This is a genomic window from Vibrio mimicus CAIM 602 (assembly GCF_000338875.1).
GTDB classification, from domain to species: Bacteria; Pseudomonadota; Gammaproteobacteria; order Enterobacterales; family Vibrionaceae; genus Vibrio; species Vibrio mimicus.
Genome location: NZ_AOMO01000035.1, coordinates 45,197 through 65,168, shown reverse-complemented (window position 1 = coordinate 65,168; position 19,972 = coordinate 45,197). Strand labels below are relative to the sequence as shown.

The following is a 19,972-nucleotide window of genomic DNA, read 5'->3' as shown; positions in this document are numbered from 1 at the left end:
CTGGCAAGGTCACGCCCGCATTGACCGCGTCAACACCCGCTGGCGTCAACACCACATCGGTGCCGCGGATTTCGTAGTAACCCTCGGTGTTCGTGCCGGCTGTGAAGTCCACGCTTGGCGTGCCGTCTTCTTCGTCTGACGCCGTGAAGCTCGCCACTTTCGTGCCCACGACCGCGTCGTTTTCATTGAACTCCGCCGCCGTCACGTCGATTGTCGGACCGTCGTTGACATTTGCAGGAGAAATAGAAGATTGCAGTAGGCTAAGTAAACTTAAACTTTGAGTTCTAGAAAGACCTAGAGCTTCAAAGCCTGAAGTATCGAATTGGGTTGCCGCGAGAGTTTCTGTGCCATCACGCTCGATGGTAGTGGATGCGGTTAGTGCGGAGCCTTGTGCACCACCCGCTGCCGGAGCAAGTTCTTCATCTAAAGCTGTTGGGTCAGCACCTTGTTCCAGTGCTGCGAGAATCTGTTGTATGTCATCTGTAATAGGTTGTGCGTTACCTTCAGCATCAATAAGCTTTGCAGTTGGCTTTGTCTGTTCGTCAGGAACTAAGCTGCCACCATTCGGGTCGAGAACAATTGCCCCTTCAGGGATAGAATCACCAGCATTGACTACTACTACATTTCCATTTCTATCAATGACGAGCAACTGGTTAGATGCCAAATTTGTTAAAGACGACAAAGCATTAATTCCCATATATAGCCTCAAACCCTAGTACTTTTGAGTGTATTGATTGCTGACACTCTTCCCTGCCACAAATCAATACAGATTAAATTTTAACTTTAGTTAAAAAAGTGTTTAGTATTTAGCTTCTGATGTGCATTACCAATGGTCTTTCATCTGGCAACCACATGAATTTTGAACTAAAATCACATCATTATCAGTTAGATTTGCCAACTCTATTCCAAAATCATTTAGAAATGAAATCATTTCATACTTCCAGTTTACATCGTTATGACTAAGTCACATGGGTTTATTTATGCATATTTGTGATACGAGTCTCTCGTGCGTCATTTGATTGGCGTCAAAAAATCGATGTGTCTTATAAATGATTATGAATATGGATTAGACTAAAGATCATTCATTGAGTAATGAACCCACATTTGGAGAACGTTTTGAAAGGATTACCATTAAAAGCGATTGCACTCGCTATCGCATTGAGCAATCCGGTTTCTGCGCAAACGTTGGAGCAAGCGGTATCCATCACGTTGGCATCCAACCCGGAGCTAAAAAGCGCATTTAACCAATTTAAAAGCCGCGAGTTTGATGCTGAAGCATCTTCAGGTGCTTATTTGCCAAAAATCGACCTTGATGCAGGCATTGGCTACGAAGGAATTAATCCCGCAGAGTCTAGTGGCAACAGAAATACTGATTTAACTCGTAAAGACGCGACTTTAACGCTGACACAGTTGATTTGGGATGGTTCTGCCACTCTCAATGATATGGATAGAACAGCAGCAGAAGCGGAAGCAGATCGCTATCAATTATTGGCTGATGCTTCAAATATGGCTTTGGAAGTCACCAAGATTTATCTCGATGCGACAAAGGCATATGAAATTCTGACTCTGTCTGAAAATAACCTGTCAATTCATAAAGCTATTTATCGTGATATCAAAAAGCGTGCTGACTCTGGCATTGGTTCCACTGCCGATGTAACCCAAGTAGAAGCTCGTTTGGCCAAAGCGCACGGTAACTTGCTTGCAGCACAAAATAATCTTCTTGATGTACATACTCAATTCCGTCGTCTCGTGGGCCAAGAGCCATTAGGCTTAGAGTTTCCACATGCTGATGAGTATGCATTACCTCCTTCTCTGGAAAATGCAATGCAAATGGCTCAAGAACACCACCCTGTAATTAAGGTGTCACAAGCCGATGTTGATGCTGCGCGTTTCCAATATAAGCAGTCTAAAGCGCCTAATTATCCAACGCTTTCGTTTGAAGCAGCACAGAGTTGGCGCAATGATGCTGGCGGCATTGAAGGCAGCAGCGATGAGCTTAGTGCCATGCTACGTTTACGTTATAACCTCTACAATGGTGGCAGTGACCGCGATCGTACTGAAAGTGCTGCTTATCAGTTGAACCGTTCTAAAGATTTGCGTGAAAAAACATTCCGTACCGTAGAGGAAGGCCTTCGTTTGTCGTGGAGTGCTTTGGATCTAACTTTACAGCAAAAAGAGTTTTTGGCTGATCACGTCGATTCCGCATCAAAAACCGTTGTTGCTTATCGTAAACAATATCAAATTGGTCAACGCACTCTGCTGGATCTCCTCAACACTGAGAATGAACTCTTCGAAGCGCGCAAAGACTACCTGGATGCTCGATATGCTGAGCAGTATGCAAAATATCGTGTGATGAATGCGGCTGGTAATTTATTAGATGCCTTGAGAGTGGATATTCCTCAGGAATGGACAACTAAGGTGGAGTACTAATATGTCAATCAAATCATGGGCTCTGCCACTTATTCTCTTTACTGTGTCCTCATCTTCTTTCGCTAATCAAGGCGAATACCTTCAGCATGAAGGTGATGAATACGATTACCGTCCAACACCACTTGCCAATCAGGTTGCCGATCTAAAGGATGATGATAATGACGGCGTAATTAATGCTCGCGATCTATGTCCGGATACTCCACGAGGATCTGAGATTGATAATGATGGCTGCGGTACCTTTATTAAGTCATCACAGATGCAGCAGTTACATATTCTGTTTGCTAACGATTCAAGTGTCATTGAGCCAGCATTCTTGACCCAAATCCGTCAAATGGCTGAATTCTTACAGGGTTACCCATCAACATCGATTGAACTGCAAGGCTACGCCAGTAAAGTGGGACGTGCTGAATATAACTTAGCACTTTCGAAACAACGCTCAGAAACCGTTCGTGATCAACTGATTCGTTATGGCGTTGCTCCGAATCGCGTCAACATCGTCGGATATGGTGATAGCGTTTTAGTAGCTGAAGGTGAAGATGATATCAGCCATGCGCGCAATCGCCGCGTGACTGCCACCGTTGTTGGTTACAAGGGTGAAGTGGTAAAAGAGTGGACGATTTTCACTACTCTTCCTATGTAATATCAGTACTTAGATAAAAGAAAAGCCGTGATTAATCACGGCTTTTTTGTTGGAAAGAACCAGTGCCTGATTCACTTCCCACCCTATCTAGATATCTATTGGATAGACCACAAAGATAAAGTGCGTTTGAAATCTTCATAGCCAAACTGGTTGATTTTCTGGATCTCACCATTTTGACGTTCACAATATACAGACGGCATTTTCAGGCCGTTAAACCAATTGAGCTTCACCATGGTGTAGCCTGCGCTATCCAGAATGTGTAGTTTTTGCCCTACCTTCAATGGCTCATCAAACTTAGCCACACAGAACTGATCTCCAGCCAAGCAAGAGCAAGATCCGATCACATATTCGTACTGACCATTATCACTGGCTTCCAGTACTGAAGCTGGTTCTTTGTAAATCAGTGTATCTAAGCGGTGCGCTTCAGTTGCAGAATCGACAATCGCGGTTTTCATACCATTTTCAACAATATCAACCACAGTCACCACAAGATCTGTGGTCTTAGTGATTACAGCTTCGCCAGGCTCAAGATAAAGCTGAACACCATGACGCTCAGAAAACGCTTTCAGTGCCGTACCCAATTTATCCACATCGTAGCCCGGCCAAGTAAAGAATACGCCTCCACCAAGGCTGACCCAATCAAGCTTATCGAGATAACGACCAAAACGCTCTGAAATAGCATCCAGCAAGCTAATGAATGCATCCACATCTTTGTTTTCACAGTTCATGTGGAACATCACACCATCGATGGTTTCAAATACATTTTCATCAATATGATCTGCTTGTACGCCTAGACGAGAGAATTTACGTGCTGGGTTAGCTAAATCTTGTCCCGCATAACTTACACCTGGGTTGATACGTAGACCCAAAGATGCCTTACCGTCAACTAAATGACGGTATGCCGCTAATTGAGATTGAGAGTTGAAGATCATCTTATCGCAGATGTCGACCACTTCCTTCACATCGTCTTCACTGTAACCAACTGAATAAGCGTGGGTTTCACCGCCGAAAGTTTCATAGCCCAGTTTAACTTCAAAGGGACCAGAGCTGGTTGTGCCATCCAGATATGGTTTGATGATGTCAAAAATACCCCAAGTTGAGAAACACTTCAGTGCCAACACCATCTTCACACCCGAAATTTCCTTCAGGTGCTTAGCAATTTCGAGGTTAGCGATGAGTTTTGCTTCATCAATCATGAAGTACGGGGTTTTTAATTCATTTTTTTTGCATGTCAGTTCCTATTTCCTGCAATGTTTCCATTCATGCTTGCCTGTAGCAAAAATGGAAAAACAGCCATAACCATTTGGCTATAGCTGTTTAGGATTAATCACGGAGGTTTTCACACTCTGCGTGCATTATTTCACGATTTGAATATCAGGTTGACCCGGCTGAAGCTCCATCACATCCCAGCCTAAACCAATAGATGGCATAGTTTCTAGGAATGGATCTGGATTGAGCTGTTCCATGTTAAATACACCTGGTTCAGCCCACTCACCACGGAAGAACTGCAACGCTGCCGTAATTGCTGGCACGCCAGTGGTATAAGCAATCGCTTGATGCTCCACATCGTGGTAAGCCACTTCATGATCTGCATGGTTATAGATGAACACGCTACGCGCTTGACCATCTTTCTTACCTTGCACCCAAGTACCAATACAAGTCAGCCCTTTGTAACCTGGTGCTAACGAGGTTGGATCAGGAAGCATCGCTTTCAGCACTTGCAGTGGTTTAACGACCGTACCATCATGCAAAGTCAGTGGTTCTGGATTTAATAAACCGATATCACGCATCACATTGAAATAATTCAGGTAGCGATCACCAAAGCCCATCCAGAATTCAATACGCTTAGCAGGAATAAACTCTTTCAGTGAACGCAGCTCATCGTGCGACATGGAGTAAACTTTGAATTTCCCACATTTAGGAAAATCAAATTCCAGCATACGAGTATGGCAAGGCACGCGCTTCCACTCACCTTCATCCCAGTAGATAGAGTCACCCTGAATTTCCAACAAGTTGGTTTCGGGATCAAAGTTGGTCGCGAATTTCTTGCCATGATCGCCGGCATTAATGTCCAACACATCAATAGTGTCGATTTCATCGAACAAATATTTCGCAGCGTAGGCAGCAAAAACGCTGACAACACCCGGATCAAAACCCGCGCTTAAAATCGCAGTGATCCCTGCTTGCTTGAATTTGTCACGAAACGCCCATTGTGCGTCGTACGCTTCAGGAACTTGCTGGCCTTGAGAACATAAGTCGACCGAAACGGAAGTATCCAAATAGGATACTTTCGCCTGATAACACGCTTCCATAATGGATACGTTAACCCAAGGTGGTCCAGCATTGATGACCAAATCTGGCTTTACTTCATTAATCAGTTGCACCAGCGATTCGATATCATCCGCGTTAACCTGACGCGCTTCTAGTTTCTTGGAAGAGTCTTTAAAGTTGTTTTTACCTTTGATCGACTCAATGATTTTTTCACATTTCGCAATCGAGCGAGATGCAATAGTAATATCACCCAGCACATCGTTGTTTTGTGCGGCTTTATGTGCCACTACCCAACCTACGCCGCCTGCACCAATCTGTAGAATAGACATAATTCCTTTACCTTTAGTTCGCTAGCTGAGCTGCTAGAGTTTCAATTTTAGCCAGTAAAGATTCGAAATCCGAAATCTTCAAGCATGGGTTCAAGATTGTGAATTTTAAGGCAGTTTTGCCATCCACAATGGTTTCGCCAAGTACAGCGACACCACGTACCAGCGCCTGTAGACGAACGACTTTGTTCAGTTCATCCAGATCAGAAGCTTGCTCATTTACCGCACGGAATAATACGGTAGACAAAGATGGTTCAGCCAAAAGCTCAAAGCTTTTATGCTGACGTACCAGTTCCGCCACCTGCTGCGTTTGTGCTAACAGATGATCGTACATGGCTCCCAGTTGTTTAGGTCCCACGTTTTGCATGGTCATAAACACTTTTAGGGCATCAAAACGTTTGGTGGTAGAAATCGACTTATCTACCAAGTTTGGCAAAGTATCATGCTCACGGTTTAAGTAGTCTGCATGGTGCAACAGGTACTTAAAGTTATGCTTGTCTTTCAGCAGCAATGCGCCACAGCTGATGGTTTGGAAAAACAGCTTATGGAAATCAACACTGATGGATTGAGCACGCTCAATACCACTTAGGCGATCTTTATGGCTGCTCAGGATCAACGCACCACCATAAGCACTGTCAACGTGCATCCATAGCGTGTGTTTCTCCGCCACATTCGCGATAGTGACTAAATCATCAATCGCACCGTGATCGGTAGTTCCTGCTGTACCAACAATCGCAAATGGAATTAACCCTTCTGCTTTAGCTTGCTCAACGACGGCTTCAAGTTTAGTCACATCCATCGTGCCATTTGGTAGTGCGTCAACGGCAAGAATTGCTTTCTCACCTAGCCCCATCCAAGACGCCGATTTTTGTACAGTGAAGTGGGATTTCTTCGAGCAAACAATACGCAGCTTGTCAGCATACTCAGGTAGACCCAATTTCTGGATTGAATGGCCACTGAGTTTGTCTGCGATCCAGTCACGAGCCAGCATTAAGCCCATTTGGTTGCTTTGTGTGCCGCCACTGGTGAAGATACCGTCCGCTTGCGCGCCCAGTTCATACTTTTCACACATCCAATCAACCACTTTCTGCTCAACAAAAGTCGCCGCAGAAGATTGGTCCCATGAGTCCATCGATTGGTTCAATGACGCAATAATAGCTTCAGCAACGACGGAAGGCATTAATGGTGGAGTGTGTAGATGCGCGATACAGTCAGGGTGTTGAACCATGATGGAGTTTTTCGCGACCAATTCAGCAGTTTCAGAGATAACTTCTTTTAGTGACGCATTTTTGTTATCCAGATCCACAGCGTAAATTGCTTCTTCCAGAACTTTAGGGTCAAGGCCTGAGTAAGGTGCTTTCACCTCTTCAAACACGGCTTTCATAGCTGCGGTAGTGTGGTTCATTACTTGTGAGAACTCTTGACTACCCATGTGCCCGGTATGAATGAAGTGTTTTTTCCATTCTTGGTTAGCTTGCTCAGGATCTTTTTTACCGCCGCCTGCAGCAAGAATCGCTTCTTCAAGCACGCGTAGCGCGAAATCCAACTGTTCAAACGAGATGATGACAGGTGGCAAGAAACGGATAACTGAGCCATCACGCCCGCCCTTTTCAACCATCAGACCGCGCTCAAGTGCTGCGCGTTGAATGGCAAGAGTCAATTGTGGCGCTGATTTCGGTTCGCCAAATTTGTTCAGTTCGCCGCTTGGGTCTTTAATCTCAAGACCCAGCATCAGACCTTTACCGCGCACTTCAGCGATACAGTTTACTCGGCTTTGGATTTTTTCTAGACCAGCGCGTAGATATTGACCAGCAAGCTTTGCATGCTCAACGAGGTTATCGCGTTGAATGATTTCTAGTGCTTTAGCACCTGATACCATTGCAAGCTGGTTGCCACGGAAAGTACCCGTATGCTCACCTGGACGCCATGTATCGTGCTTCTTATTGATGACCAAAATCGACATAGGTAAACCGCCGCCGATGGCTTTTGATAAGCAAAGAACATCAGGAATAATGCCTGATTCTTCAAAAGCAAAGTTGTGACCTGTTTTGCCCACACCACACTGAATTTCATCGAAAATCAACAGGATGCCGTGGTCGTCACAAATACGGCGCAGTTCGCGCAACCAGAATGCTGGCGCAGGAATAACACCGCCTTCACCTTGTATAGGTTCAACAATGATCGCAGCAGGTTTCATGATCCCTGCTTCATCGTCATTCAGTAGACGTTCAATGTAACGAATGCTGGCTTTTGCACCTTCATCACCACCTAAACCAAACGGACAGCGCAAGCTGTATGGGAAAGGCATAAAGTGAACGTCTGACATCAAGCCAGTACGGCGTGCTTTAGTATTCAGGTTACCCATCATACCCATAGTGCCGTTAGTCATACCGTGGTAGGCACCGCGGAAGGCAAACATGGTGTTACGACCTGTAGTTTGCTTTGCCAGCTTAATTGCCGCTTCAACAGCATCAGCACCTGATGGACCACAGAACTGGATCACACAATCATCACCCAACGCTTTTGGCAAAAAGCCTTTTACTGTTTTGATGAAGTTGGTTTTAGCTTCAGTTGCGATATCCAGCGTTTGGTACGGCAATCCCGAATCCAGTTGTGATTTTAAAGCTTGGTTGATTTCTGGATGGTTATAGCCAAGTACCAAAGTACCTGCACCCGCTAAACAGTCCAAGAAAATCTGCCCACGCGTATCCTCAACTAAACAACCATAAGCTTGCTTAATTGCGATTGGAATACGGCGTGGATATGAACGCACTTCCGATTCATGTGCAGCTTGGTCAAGCAGCACTTGGTCAGGAGTGAGATCGTAAAGACCGTCTAATAACGGCACTTGATTTGAAAACAGAGTTGCGATGTTGTTATCGACTTCAAAGGCTGTACTCATCTTTTTCCCCTTGAGATGATTCGTTTCCGCTTTTCCTATCAATGTTGTGGAAATAGCGAATAGCAAAATTGCCCGTGTTTGCTCATAAGCAAGCCGGAATTTGGGTCATCATTTGGATGACATAGTGCTAAATCAGGTAATCAAGGTTCAGTGATGCTGCTGTCCTGCTGAACAGGGCATAGAGGAAGTACAAAGCTGATTAGTGTGTATAAGTTAAGTGAGTTCAATGTTGGGTTTCCCATGCACATGCTGCTCCGCAGCAAGAGTATCCCGTCTATCGACAAAAGGACTTGCCGATACCTACCCTACGTGATGTCACAATCAGCCTGAATGGTCACCACGCGTGTCCCCCAGAAGCTCAGTCCGAGATTGGCGCGAACCTTATCACAAAAGGAAAGTCAAGAGCAATCGTTTTTAATAATTATTCGTATCATTTACATGGCAAATTTTAACCAAATAGTTATAAGCAAGCCTCGAACTCTCTCAGTTACATTGCGAGCATATAAATAACATCATCAATAACAATGCGGCGATTTTGAATCATTTCTTGCTCACTCAATACGTATAAAAAAAGCCCCCGCTATGCGGAGGCTTATCAATCAATCTGTTATTGAGATTACTGAGTTGATTTCACTGGTAATGAGAGACGCAGCAAGGCATAACCCAGTAGAGCCGCTGTCGTAGAACCCATCAAGATACCTAAACGAGCATAAGTATCATACGCTGCATTCGCTTGGCCAAATGCCAGTGATGAAATGAAGATCGACATTGTAAAACCAATCCCACACAACACAGATACCGCGAAGATATGCTTGAAGTTGATTCCTTCTGGTAACTGAGCTACGCCAAGTTTTACTGCAGCCCAGCTAAAGCTAAAGATACCCAGCGGTTTACCTAAGAACAGCCCTAAAGCAACACCCAATGGCAACATGGAAGTCAAACCATCGATTGAAACACCTTGTAGCGAGATACCCGCATTAGCGAAAGCGAATAACGGTAAAATACCAAACGCAACATAAGGATGCAGAGCATGTTCAAGGTGCTTCAGTGGTGAGTGTTCACCTTTGTTCCCTTTCAGTGGGATAGCGAAACCAATCACTACACCGGCCAATGTCGCATGAACGCCCGATTTCAATACGGCAATCCACAGAATTAAGCCCGCAATCAAATACACACTCAGCTTCGTTACATGCTTAGCATTGAGCATAAATAGCACACCAGTCATGATAAAGCCGACAGTGAGTGCAATGGTTGATAGATCACTGCTGTAGAACAGAGCAATGATCACAACAACCCCGAGGTCATCAATGATCGCCAATGCCAACAAAAACACTTTCAGGCTGACAGGAACGCGTTTACCTAGCAACGCCATGATACCCAGCGCAAAAGCAATATCAGTAGCAGCAGGAATCGCCCAACCTTGAATTGCCGCAGGATCATTAAAGTTGAACATGACATAGATCAGAGCGGGAGCAAGCATGCCACCAACAGCTGCAATGGCTGGGAAAATCGCGGTTTCACGCGATTTCAAGGCACCTTCCAGCAGCTCACGTTTTACTTCCAAACCAATTAGCAGGAAAAACACGGCCATCAAACCGTCATTGATCCAGTGTGAGATCGACATACCAAACACATAGATATGCAGAATAGCTTGATATCCCTCACCCATAGATGAGTTTGCAATGAACATGGCAATTGCCGCAGCAATCACCAACAAAATGCCCCCTGCCGATTCCATTTTAAAAAAGTCACGAATAATGTCAGACATATGCTTGTCCTTAAATAATGTTAATAATTGATTAACAACGAATGACCAAGAGTGTAGCTAGGCTTGGTTCAATGGGAAAATCGATTGTAATGAGTCATTACTTCGGTTTTTCCGAGCTTATCCTTAATTCACTGTAAATTTCGCCTAAATTCAGTATAGACATGGCTCAACTCATGCCAATTAAAAAATGGCAATCCAATGTTTTATCTTCCCCATATAACCAAGAAAGCGCATAAAGCGCTTTCTATAAGTAAAAATCTTGATCACGAGTAACAATAATCAATAACCCGATAATTGCATGAAGCCGGTTTGATTATGACTACCCAGTATTTTGATGCGACCTTCCCAATAGGGGATCAAAAATGCTTGCCATGCATCTCGATCCAAAGGTTCTACCGAAACATTAATTTGGTACTTAGGTATCGCTAATCGCCAACGCAATGGCACTCTCTTACCATTACTCAGTAGTGAAGTAGAAAGCGCCTCGAGCTGAATATCATCATTCGACAGTGCAATATTTGTGCCATTACGATTAAGTAGCATGCCGTAGAAATAATCTGGCGCACCACTATGGCGGAATCGATTCACCGTTAGCCAGCGATCATCATCCAGAGGAATAACAAAGCGATCTGTCCCTGTTTGTTCGTTAGCAACTAACTCACTCCCCCATTCTTTACTCAACCAAGCTCGACCACTCACTCGAAGTGCTGGTTGATCTGGCGCCAAAACTAAGGCACCGTGAACAGCAATATAGGGTTGCTGGTATTGGTAACTGGCCAACGAAAGTACATCATGCCTTACTTGATACCCCAGATCACCAGACAGCACATAGGGGCCAAGAGCTCGCAGTTGTAGATTAAGGGCGAAATGATCAGCACTCAGGTTTAAGTTACCTGGCAGCGGCCCCATGCCCAGAGCACGCCAAGCCCAGTTATCAATCCACATACGAAATGGTTGATCACTAATTCCCGCTTGACCAATCCCACCACGAGCGATTTTCTGGTCACGCAACGCAGTCTTTTTGCCGTTAATAACAATAGAAGAGAAGTAAAGTTGTGGGGTTTGCCATCCAACAGTATTGCGTTCATCCTGAGCTAAACGAAGAAAATTCCATTGGACACTAAATTTGTTGCCTTGTTCATCGTCAAGCCAAGCGTAGAGTTTCCACCATTCCTGCTCAAACTCCGGACGTGAAGTAAAGTCCGCAGGCAATCGAACTGGATTATTCGGCAAAACAGGTTCAAAGACCGCTTGATTAGTGGAATGCGGATTATCATCAGTAGAGAGCAGGCTGCGATATTCTTCTTGCTCGTAGCCAATGAAGCCCACCACAAAAAATAGCGCGCCTAAACAGAGCCAAATCCACTTGCTTGTTCGCTTATTAGGACGGCGCATTACAAAGCCTCTCGCAACGATTTCATCGGTGATTTACGCACTAAGCGAATAACAGGCAAAGCCCCAGCCAGAATCAATGCCACCATAGACCACATAACGGTGTAGATGTACTGCCCGGGAACCAGTTGTAACTGCATGGTCCAGCCAAAAGAGTGTTTGATCACGACATCGATAACCAGTTTGGCTAAAGTTAACCCTAGCGGAAGAGCAATCAGCAGTGAAATAGCGCCAAACACAAACAACTGCATACCACCAATCAAAACCAACTCTTTCCCCGAAACCCCAAGGCAACGCAGTAAAGAGATATGTCGCAGGCGTGACGTTTCCCCAGCTAACGTGGAGAAGAAAATACCGCAAACAGCAATAAATAGAGTGATGTGTCCAAGCGTTCCTGCAATTGAAAAGGTGCGATCGAACACCCGCATTGCGTGGCTGTGAATATTGGTGTTATCAAAAATACGATCCGCATCAAGTCGGAAAATCGTATCTAGTCGTTTTTTTACGCTCTCACCGGTGAGGCCCTCTTTGAGAACCACCGCTAGACCAACGTTGCCTGTGCCCGCAAATACTTTCATCCAATTCTGATGAGACATCATCACTTGGTGATAAGGATTGCCATAATCATAATAAACACCAAACACAGCCCAACCTGAACCCATTGGCTCTGGTAAATCGATCATATCACCCGGACGAATACCCAATTTGAGCGCCATCGACTCACTCACCATCACCCCACGCGCGTGGTGTAAATGATACCAATAGTTTGGCACACCCAGTTTCACAGTGAGTGAATCTAACTCACCATCTGAAGCGCCGGTACTCACGATCTGAACTGGGCCATGTTGCGAAGCGAAATCTTTTTCCCATCGCCACCATACCGCTTCCACCTCAGGTTGCTGCCCTAACCACTGACTCATTCGTGAAGCCATGTTATTACTTGGATAGAGGTAGATATCCGCCGCTAAACGCTGGCTAAGCCAACGATCTGTGGTATCTCGGAAACTACCTACCATGGTTTCCACACCAATATTGGCAGCTAAAGCCACCATGAAAGCCATAGTCGCAACGCCACGATAACTCATACTGGCAGCGGCATCGGCAAAGAACCAACGCACTTTTACCCAACGTAACGTGTAAGAGAAGCTGGTGAACAGTGTCCAAATTATGTACGGTGTAAACAGAGCAACACTGAGTAACATCAGGCCGATAATGGCAAACCCAGATTGCTGGCTTTTCGGTGCTTGATAGATGGCAACTGCAGCTACACACAACGCACAAGCTAGCAGAGCCTGCAGCTTGAATTCTTTGCCTGCAAATCGAACCAGAGACAAACGTGCCGACAAGCGAATTGGTTGCGAACGCAGTAGCCGAACCAAAGGCCAAGCACAGGAAGCCAATGCTGCAAACAGTGCCATCAATAAGCTATAACTGCTCCATGACCAATCCCAGCCAATCGCCAAATCCACATTCGCGTTGTATAGATAGCCCAAACTGCTGGCAACCGATGGAATTAATTGGTTCGCAAGCAGCAAGCCTAATACGTTACCGCATAACCAACTAACGAAGACTAACAGTAACAACTCCACCAACATTGCTTTGGTAAGCTGCCAACCACTCACACCAATTTGTCTCAATGTGCCGACCAAAGGCTGGCGCTGCACCATAGATAGAGACATTGCTTGGTAAAAAATGAAGATGCCGACCAAAAAGGCTAGCATTCCCATCGCGGTCAAATTGAGGTGGAAGGCTTGAGTTAATGATTCCAACTCAGAACGGGTGCTACGAACCAAGGTTAAACCATTCGGTAAACTCTTCTTCAATCGATCCAATTTGGCGGGCGGCATATCTGCACAGGCGATCACGGTTAACCCTGAGCCCTTTTTCAGCATACGCACCAAAGACAAATCCGCCACCACTCGCATACCCGTAACTTGATTATGAGCATCAATGGTGATCGGCCCTAACTTAGAGCCATCCGTCAAAGGAATGTAATCCCCTTCTTGCCAATCCTGTAATTTAGCGAGTTCCTGACTCACCATGACAGGATAAGGAGGATTCATCAGCTGTAGCCCAGTCTGTTGTGCGAGCGTTTTGCCACTATTAAGCGACAACAAAGCCACCGGATCGACACCCTGCAAAATAATATCTAGGCCAGAGGTCGTACTGAAACGGTAATCATCAAACGGAACACATTGCTGAAAACCATCTCGGCGAAGCTGGATATAAAAACCTTGTGGAATTTTATTAGCGATGTGTTTAGAACGGATACGATAAGGTAGAGGATTAGAAAATAGCTTTTCACCATGCTCATAACTTTGTCTTGCATGATGGTTGATGGCTGTCACGCCCACCAATAAGGAAACACCGAGGGTCAGGCCAAGCCAGACCAGAAAAATCTGTAACGGATAGCGACGATAGTGACCCAATAGCGCTTTAACTACGGGCCATAACATGCAGCTGTCCTCCTTGAAGACGAATACAGCCATCCATATGCTGTGCCACTTTTTCACTGTGCGTAACCAAAAGCAGTGCACAATTTAACTGACGAGTCAGTGAGGTCAACAGGCGCATTACCGCTTCTGCATTACGCTCATCAAGGCTACCAGTCGGCTCATCAGCCAGTAGAATTTTCGGTTCCATGTACAGAGCGCGAGCAATCGCGGCTCTTTGTTGCTGTCCACCGGAGACTTCTTCAGGGTATCGGCCAAGCAGAGGCATGAGATCCAATGCCGAAAGAATTTGTCGCCACAGACCTGCGTCTTCAGGAAGCCCTTTGAGCTGACGACAAAAGCGAATGTTGTCAGCAATGTTCAAGGTAGGGAGCAAATTGTATTGCTGGAAAATCTGACCGATGTTATCACGACGAAATGCCGTACGATGATGTTCAGAAGTGTGATGCATGGGGAATCCGGGAAACCAGATTTCACCCGAATCGGCAGTATCAAGGCCAGCGATAAGGTTGAGTAAGGTACTTTTACCCGAGCCGCTTTCGCCCATCAGCGCTAACTGATCGCCTTGGTTTAACGTCAACTCAGCCCCCTGCAACACAGGATGAAACTCATCACCGTCTACATAGCCTTTGCATAGGTCTATCAGTTGTAACATCAAACCACTCATTGCCGAAAATGAAACCGGACACAGAATCTACACCAAAACCCTAAGCGGAGAAAGTATTTTGGCTAGCAGATCACACTATATGCATTAATTTGCATCAATCGAACGATGAATGTCTAATTCTCAATCAAATTCCGCATCCACTTCTTGCTTTTCATTCGGTGCAATGAGCCGAACCACTTCACCAATTCTTCGGTAAGAAACAACAAATAAATCCATTCCGGGTCAACCTTAAGCACCAAAGCGGCAAAAGCGGCCAGCGGAATACCAATACACCACTGTGCCATTACGTCTTGGCCGAGACAGAATTTCACATCTCCCCCAGCACGTAACACACCGACAATCACCGTCATAGGTAATGAGCGCAGCACAATACCTAAACTGAGAATCAGGATGAATTTTTCTGAGAGCTCCCGAGTTTCTGGCGTTAATGCAGTGAAAGCCCCGAGCACAGGGATCTGTACTAAATAAAGGCAGATGGCGACAATCACCCCCACCAACACACTGCACACCGTTACGCCAATTGCTTGGTAATAAACTGCTTGATAGTTTTTTGCACCAAGCTGGTTACCTACTAGCACGGCAGCAGCATTTGACATACCAATCAACAAACTGAGAGAAATAGATTCAACAGGCGTCATCACTGACAAAGCAGCAAGTCCCTGCACACCAGTCTGCCCCATAATCGCGTGATAGGTAAATAGACCCGCAGCCCAGATCAAGAAGTTAAAGGTCGTTGGCAGAGACAAGCGCAGAAAACGGCTGATTTTGGTCCAATCAATCACGGCTTTCACATCTAACCAGCCAAAGGCCATTAAATGTTTTTTGCCATAGAGATAGCTGTATAAACAGGCAACTTCAATCGCACCACTTAATAGTGTTGCAATGGCCGCCCCTTCAATTCCCATGGCAGGGAAACCAAATTTACCAAATATCAAAATCCAGTTGAGTAGAACGTTGGAAACAATGCCGATACCACTAAAGAAAGTGCTGATACCAGGTTTATGCATGGCACGTAGCCCCACGGCCATACTGCTGACACAGGCCACCGCAAACATGGTGAACGACGTGATGATCAAGTATTGACTCCCTAAGGCATTAACTTGCGGTGATTCCGTGGTCAGCGACATAATTTGCTGTGGGAAGAATAAAAACAGCAAAACAGTAAAAAAGGCAAAGAAGTTAGAGACTAACCACGTCAGCGCGGTGCTTTCACGCACACCTTTTCGATCACCTGCGCCCCAATATTGCGCAGTCAGCAATGCACCGCCTGTAGTCACGCCAACCAGCATGATAGTGGTAACAAAAGTGGCGCGCGCCGCCACGCCAACTGCCGCGATTTCCGCTTCTCCTAATTGCCCCAGCATCAAGACATCAACCAACCCTCGGCTGGAAAACATGATATTTTGTATCGTGATCGGCAGCGCGATGGCGATCAAGCGGCGAAAGAAATCCCCTCTCATGTGGGATAAAACTTGAGAGACAACAGACACAATATCACTCCAAAGCGTGTGATACGCCCTACCCTTTTAACATCGAAATTCAAATTGGGTAGGGCATAGCAAGCAGAAAAAACAGCCGTTATTATACTCACGCGTGCATAATCACAACAAACGATTAAAAAGGATGGCCGAATGAAAAAGGTATTAGTGTTAGGTGCATCAGGTTATGTAGGGGCACAACTGCTCCCCCTGCTACTGGATGCGGGATACCACACCACGGCTGCTTCTCGTCATATTGAGACTTTGAATGCGCGTTTGCCTACTCATCCCAACTTAACACTACTCAATCTTGATCTAGCGGATCGCCCCAAAACGCTCTCAACCATCCCAAATTATGACTTGGTGTTTTTCTTAGTGCATGGAATGGCTCATGGTGGTGATTTTGTTAATTACGAGCTTTCATTGGCACAAAACGTGAAAGATGCGCTCGATCTACCGCATAGTCAGGTGCAGCATGTCATTTACTTAAGTTCCTTGCAGCCTGAATCGGGTCACTCGCCACACCTGCAAGCTCGTTACGATACAGGACGAATCTTGCGCCAATCTCACGTACCGATTACCGAACTCAGAGCGGGCGTCATCATTGGTTCTGGCTCTGCTGCTTTCGAAATCATGCGTGATTTTGTGTATAACTTACCCGTGCTGATTACGCCAAAATGGGTCGACTCCAAAGCCAACCCGATTGCATTAGCCAATCTCAACACTTATCTGCTTAAGTTTGCCCTAGAGCAGCCACGTGAACATCAGATGTTTGAACTTGGTGGACCCGATGTATTGAGTTATCGAGAACAATTTCGCATTTTGTGCGAGCTCACCAGCAAGCCGTTTCGCTTGTGGTCGACACGATTTTTAACACCGCGTATGGCATCACGCTGGTTAGGCATGGTGACTTCCGTACCAAGCACAATAGGTCGATCACTTTTGGAAGGATTAACCCATGATTTTATTGCTGACCGCCGAGCGATAGAGGCACGCTATCCACAAGCCTTAATCTCCTATCGTGACGCAGTATCTCAAGCCATTGAAAGCGAAGGCACCTTTGTACGCAGCCAAGTTTGGGGCTTTGATCCCAACGCCATTTTGCGTTGGCAGCCCGGTTTTGGTTATTACCCGAAACAAGCCGGTGCAAGTATTGAAACCGAATTAAGCAGCCAAGATTTATGGAAAGTGATCCGCACTATCGGCCGTCGCGACCAAGGCTACTTTTTTGCTAACGTGCTGTGGAGAACTCGTGAATGGCTCGATCTCTTTTTCGGCGGAGGTAGGCCTATCCGGCGTTATCCGGCAGGGGCTGAACTGGCGATAGGTGATTTTATTGATTCTTGGAAAGTGATTCGCTGCCAACCTAAACAGTTTTTGTCATTGCTGTTTGGCATGAAAGGCCCCGGCTTGGGGCGTTTGGAATTCACCATTGATGATTTAGGTGACAAACGACGCCTCAACGTCACCGCTTGGTGGCATCCACAAGGTTTTCTCGGCCTTTTGTATTGGTATGCGATGATGCCTGCACACCTGTTTATTTTCCGAGGAATGGTGCGAGCAATCATAAAAAAATCCCGTCGAGATTAAGCGACGGGATTGATTTATCTATCAAATCGGCATACTAAGCACGAAAAGAAATCGGAATCTCTGCCAACTGTGTGCCTTGGTTAGCAGGGAAAATCAGGTATTCACCGTGATATTTCACATTCGATTTATAGTCAGTCTGCTTGTGAACCATAAATCCGGCAGCAAAAGCTTTTTCAACAAAGCCGGCATGATGCCCACGCACAAACCAGTTCATTGGTTTTACTAACAGCTCGCCATCGAAACAGGCTTCACACTGCACGGAACACAATGCCAATGAGTTCTGACCATCAGTAAAAATCTGCACTTTTCCAGCATTGACTAACGGCTCAGAGGTTGAAACTTCCCAACCTGCTTGCTCCATCTCATCCAGAAAAGCTTCGATCTGCTTATCGGTAATCGGCGTATGATCTTGCTCAGCAAAGAAATGGGCATAATACGCGGAGATGCGTTGAAACATCGGTAACAGTTGTGATTCTGTCCCTTTTGAGCGCCCAGCTTTCTGCCACTGAGTTAAATTGTCACCCACACAACGATGAAAACGTTGCGCTTTCAGCGCTTTGGTCACCCAGTGCACCAAAAAATGGTTATTCGCCACAGGCGCATTCGCCAGTTTGCCCGCTTTATGCTCGGCCTCTAATTCTGCCAATGCAGTGTTCACCACATTTTGAATTTCTAAATGGTAGTTCGCCATTACGCTTTTCTTCCTAACGTCCAGTAAAAGGCGCCTGATAACACAGAGCAAGCGGCCATCACAAATATCATTGGCCACGTTTCCGTACCTGGCATTGCAGCAACCACTGCACCCACAATCGAGCCGGTACCAAAACGCAGCGTCCCCGCTAATGACGAAGCCGTGCCCGCCATGCGTGGGTATTTACTCAGCAGTAATCCCATAGAGTTACTGCCTATCGTTGAAATTGTGCCAACAAACAGCACCACAAAAAGTACGGTTCCCCACAATCCCCAATTCATTAACCAACTCGTGAATAGACCAATCCCAGCAATCAACTGAATAAATAAGCCAAAGCGCAGCATGTTGTGCGAGCCTACTCGTTTTACAAAACGGCCGTTAATGCTGGTCATGGCGATCATCGCCACGATATTCAGTCCAAACAGGTAACCGAACTCACTCGGGCTGACACCATAAATATCAATGTAGACAAATGCCCCTGCGGTTAAGAAAGCGAACATTCCCGCAAATGAAAAAGCACCCGAGAAAATGAGCCCCATTGCTACGGGGTTTTTGCAAAGATTATAGTAGTTACGAATGGTGCTACGAAAACGCAATGGTTGACGATTCTCAGGGCTCAGCGTTTCTGGAATTTTCCACATCACCATAGCGATCACGAGCGCGGCAAACAGTGCCAGTACCCAGAAAATCGAACGCCAACCGAACCAAATCGCCAAGTGCCCGCCAATCATAGGCGCAACCAAGGGGGCGAGTGTCACCACTAAAGTGACAAACGACATCGCTCGCGCAAAATCTTCGCGATCAAACATATCGCGCACCACGGCTTGGATAACTACCGCGGCAGCAGCACCAGCAAAACCTTGCGCAGCACGAATATAGGTTAAGGCATCAATACCATCCGTAGTGGCACTGACCATCGCTGCGATGCCGAATAAAAAGATACCGCATAACATCACTGGGCGACGGCCATAGCTGTCAGCGAGTGGACCATGTAGCAACTGCCCTATCGCAAAGCCAGCGGTGTATGCCGTCAGGGTAATTTGCACCGCACCCGCATTCACACCAAAATCGCGGGCAATGGTTGGCATGGCAGGTAAATACATGTCGATCGCCAGCGGTGTCAAAGCACCAAGCGCACCGAGCACAATATAAAGCAGTAAACTCATTTGCGGAGCTTGCTGAGTATTCATGGATGGAACAGACATAATTCTCCGTAGAACTAGGTTAATGTGTTGGCGAACGGCACAAGGCTTACGCTAATCAGAGATTTCTCGATGGGGCGTCGATACGCCAGCAACTTGAAACGGCATCTTCAAGTGGAATACCTCTATGGTCTTAAAAAATGCCGCGATTCACTAGTTCTA

Annotated in this window: 13 protein-coding genes and 1 pseudogene; 3 read left to right on the top strand and 11 right to left on the bottom strand. The window is 45.9% G+C overall.

What is annotated here, in order from left to right; genetic code table 11:
* Positions 1-697, bottom strand: a pseudogene (locus D908_RS22570) (RTX toxin); the annotation flags it as partial.
* 419 nt (positions 698-1,116) lie between these two features.
* On the opposite strand from D908_RS22570, the gene D908_RS07625 reads away from it, so the two are divergent.
* Together D908_RS07625 and D908_RS07630 are read left to right on the top strand one after the other, a co-directional pair.
* A complete protein-coding gene (locus D908_RS07625; protein WP_005525134.1) occupies positions 1,117-2,430 on the top strand; it encodes a TolC family outer membrane protein in 1,314 nt (437 codons plus the stop codon).
* 1 nt (position 2,431) lies between these two features.
* Positions 2,432-3,070, top strand: coding sequence for an OmpA family protein (locus D908_RS07630; RefSeq protein ID WP_000023799.1), 639 nt, complete (start codon positions 2,432-2,434; stop codon positions 3,068-3,070).
* 95 nt (positions 3,071-3,165) lie between these two features.
* On the opposite strand, the gene nspC is transcribed toward D908_RS07630, so the two are convergent.
* From nspC to D908_RS07670, 8 genes are all read right to left on the bottom strand, one after another.
* Positions 3,166-4,266 (bottom strand): carboxynorspermidine decarboxylase, encoded by a 1,101-nt coding sequence (gene nspC / locus D908_RS07635; protein ID WP_005525132.1) that lies wholly within the window; start codon positions 4,264-4,266, stop codon positions 3,166-3,168.
* 159 nt (positions 4,267-4,425) lie between these two features.
* On the bottom strand, positions 4,426-5,670 hold the full coding sequence (locus D908_RS07640) for a carboxynorspermidine synthase (protein WP_005525129.1): 1,245 nt from the start codon (positions 5,668-5,670) through the stop codon (positions 4,426-4,428).
* A 13-nt stretch (positions 5,671-5,683) separates the two neighbouring features.
* On the bottom strand, positions 5,684-8,569 hold the full coding sequence (locus D908_RS07645; protein WP_005525127.1) for a pyridoxal phosphate-dependent class III aminotransferase: 2,886 nt from the start codon (positions 8,567-8,569) through the stop codon (positions 5,684-5,686).
* Positions 8,570-9,185: 616 nt separating this feature from the next.
* Positions 9,186-10,337: a Na+/H+ antiporter NhaA gene (gene nhaA, locus D908_RS07650; RefSeq protein ID WP_005525125.1), complete on the bottom strand. Its 1,152-nt coding sequence runs from the start codon at positions 10,335-10,337 to the stop codon at positions 9,186-9,188.
* 279 nt (positions 10,338-10,616) lie between these two features.
* Positions 10,617-11,732, bottom strand: a complete 1,116-nt coding sequence (locus D908_RS07655) for a lipocalin-like domain-containing protein (protein WP_005525123.1) — start codon at positions 11,730-11,732, stop codon at positions 10,617-10,619.
* The gene (locus D908_RS07660) at positions 11,732-14,185 is read right to left on the bottom strand and encodes an ABC transporter permease (RefSeq protein WP_005525122.1); all 2,454 of its coding nucleotides are present in this window, start codon (positions 14,183-14,185) and stop codon (positions 11,732-11,734) included. Before D908_RS07660 ends, D908_RS07655 begins: the two co-directional genes overlap by 1 nt.
* Positions 14,166-14,837: an ABC transporter ATP-binding protein gene (locus D908_RS07665; protein WP_000939699.1), complete on the bottom strand. Its 672-nt coding sequence runs from the start codon at positions 14,835-14,837 to the stop codon at positions 14,166-14,168. Before D908_RS07665 ends, D908_RS07660 begins: the two co-directional genes overlap by 20 nt.
* Before the next feature lie 125 nt (positions 14,838-14,962).
* Positions 14,963-16,339, bottom strand: coding sequence for an MATE family efflux transporter (locus tag D908_RS07670; RefSeq protein ID WP_005525120.1), 1,377 nt, complete (start codon positions 16,337-16,339; stop codon positions 14,963-14,965).
* Positions 16,340-16,480: 141 nt separating this feature from the next.
* Here D908_RS07670 and D908_RS07675 point away from each other — a divergent pair, with 141 nt between their 5' ends.
* Entirely contained in the window at positions 16,481-17,917 is a 1,437-nt protein-coding gene (locus D908_RS07675) for a DUF2867 domain-containing protein (protein WP_005525118.1), read from the top strand.
* 34 nt (positions 17,918-17,951) lie between these two features.
* On the opposite strand, the gene D908_RS07680 is transcribed toward D908_RS07675, so the two are convergent.
* On the bottom strand, positions 17,952-18,608 hold the full coding sequence (locus D908_RS07680; RefSeq protein WP_005525116.1) for a DUF2913 family protein: 657 nt from the start codon (positions 18,606-18,608) through the stop codon (positions 17,952-17,954).
* Complete coding sequence (locus D908_RS07685; RefSeq protein ID WP_005525114.1) at positions 18,608-19,813, bottom strand: Bcr/CflA family multidrug efflux MFS transporter; 1,206 nt, start codon at positions 19,811-19,813, stop codon at positions 18,608-18,610. Before D908_RS07685 ends, D908_RS07680 begins: the two co-directional genes overlap by 1 nt.
* Positions 19,814-19,972: the final 159 nt, after the last annotated feature.